Origin of the sequence: Sporosarcina sp. OR05 (genome assembly GCF_041414805.1) — a bacterium.
Taxonomy (GTDB): Bacteria; Bacillota; Bacilli; order Bacillales_A; family Planococcaceae; genus Sporosarcina; species Sporosarcina saromensis.
The window spans coordinates 1-1,128 of record NZ_JANKJL010000034.1; the positions used below are offsets into that span (position 1 = coordinate 1).

The window sequence follows — 1,128 nt, forward strand, 5'->3', positions numbered from 1 at the left end:
CATCGTTCAAAAGTATTTTTAAAAAAGTACTTGCGTTTTTAATAAGAGTTGATATAATAACTAATGTCCTTGAAAAGGATATTAAAAGTCTGGTGACGATGGCGAAGAGGTCACACCCGTTCCCATACCGAACACGGAAGTTAAGTTCTTCAGCGCCGATGGTAGTAGGGGGCTTCCCCCTGTGAGAGTAGGACGTCGCCAGGCGATTGATTCTTATTATATATAACCAATGGAGGATTAGCTCAGCTGGGAGAGCACCTGCCTTACAAGCAGGGGGTCGGCGGTTCGAACCCGTCATCCTCCACCATATTATTTATTTTACACTTAGCCGGTGTAGCTCAACTGGTAGAGCAACTGACTTGTAATCAGTAGGTTGAGGGTTCAAGTCCTTTCGCCGGCACCATTTTAGAGCCATTAGCTCAGTCGGTAGAGCATCTGACTTTTAATCAGAGGGTCGCAGGTTCGAATCCTGCATGGCTCACCATTTTCCTTGATAGTATTCACAGGAAATATAATGCGGGTGTGGTGGAACTGGCAGACACGCTAGACTTAGGATCTAGTGCCGCAAGGCGTGGGGGTTCGACTCCCTTCACCCGCACTTTTATATGCGGAAGTAGTTCAGTGGTAGAATACGACCTTGCCAAGGTCGGGGTCGCGGGTTCGAATCCCGTCTTCCGCTCCACTTTTATTAGCCGGGGTGGCGGAACTGGCAGACGCACAGGACTTAAAATCCTGCGGTAGGTGACTACCGTACCGGTTCGATTCCGGTTCTCGGCACCATGTTTTATAAAATATTATAATGCGCCCGTAGCTCAATTGGATAGAGCGTCTGACTACGGATCAGAAGGTTATGGGTTCGACTCCTGTCGGGCGCGCCATTATTTAACGGGAAGTAGCTCAGCTTGGTAGAGCACTTGGTTTGGGACCAAGGGGTCGCAGGTTCGAATCCTGTCTTCCCGACCATTTTTGGGGCCTTAGCTCAGCTGGGAGAGCGCCTGCCTTGCACGCAGGAGGTCAGCGGTTCGATCCCGCTAGGCTCCACCATATGAACCTTGAAAACTGAACAGCAAAACGTCAACAAATAAAGTTCTGAAGCCGACTTGTCGGTGAACGAACAACTCGAATCTC

General features: G+C 49.3%; 9 tRNA genes and 1 rRNA gene. All 10 read left to right on the forward strand.

Annotated elements, in window-relative coordinates:
* Positions 1–88 precede the first annotated feature (88 nt).
* Positions 89–204 (forward strand): 5S ribosomal RNA (gene rrf / locus NRI27_RS17910).
* Positions 205–231: 27 nt separating this feature from the next.
* A tRNA-Val gene (locus NRI27_RS17915) sits at positions 232–307 on the forward strand.
* Between the two features lie 20 nt (positions 308–327).
* Positions 328–403 (forward strand) — tRNA-Thr (locus tag NRI27_RS17920).
* A 5-nt stretch (positions 404–408) separates the two neighbouring features.
* Positions 409–484, forward strand: a tRNA-Lys gene (locus NRI27_RS17925).
* A 32-nt stretch (positions 485–516) separates the two neighbouring features.
* A tRNA-Leu gene (locus NRI27_RS17930) sits at positions 517–598 on the forward strand.
* Positions 599–607: 9 nt separating this feature from the next.
* Positions 608–682, forward strand: a tRNA-Gly gene (locus NRI27_RS17935).
* A gap of 9 nt (positions 683–691) precedes the next feature.
* A tRNA-Leu gene (locus tag NRI27_RS17940) sits at positions 692–780 on the forward strand.
* Between the two features lie 21 nt (positions 781–801).
* Positions 802–878, forward strand: a tRNA-Arg gene (locus NRI27_RS17945).
* Positions 879–886: 8 nt separating this feature from the next.
* Positions 887–963: transfer RNA gene (locus NRI27_RS17950), tRNA-Pro, on the forward strand.
* Positions 964–968: 5 nt separating this feature from the next.
* Positions 969–1,044 (forward strand) — tRNA-Ala (locus tag NRI27_RS17955).
* Positions 1,045–1,128 lie beyond the last annotated feature (84 nt).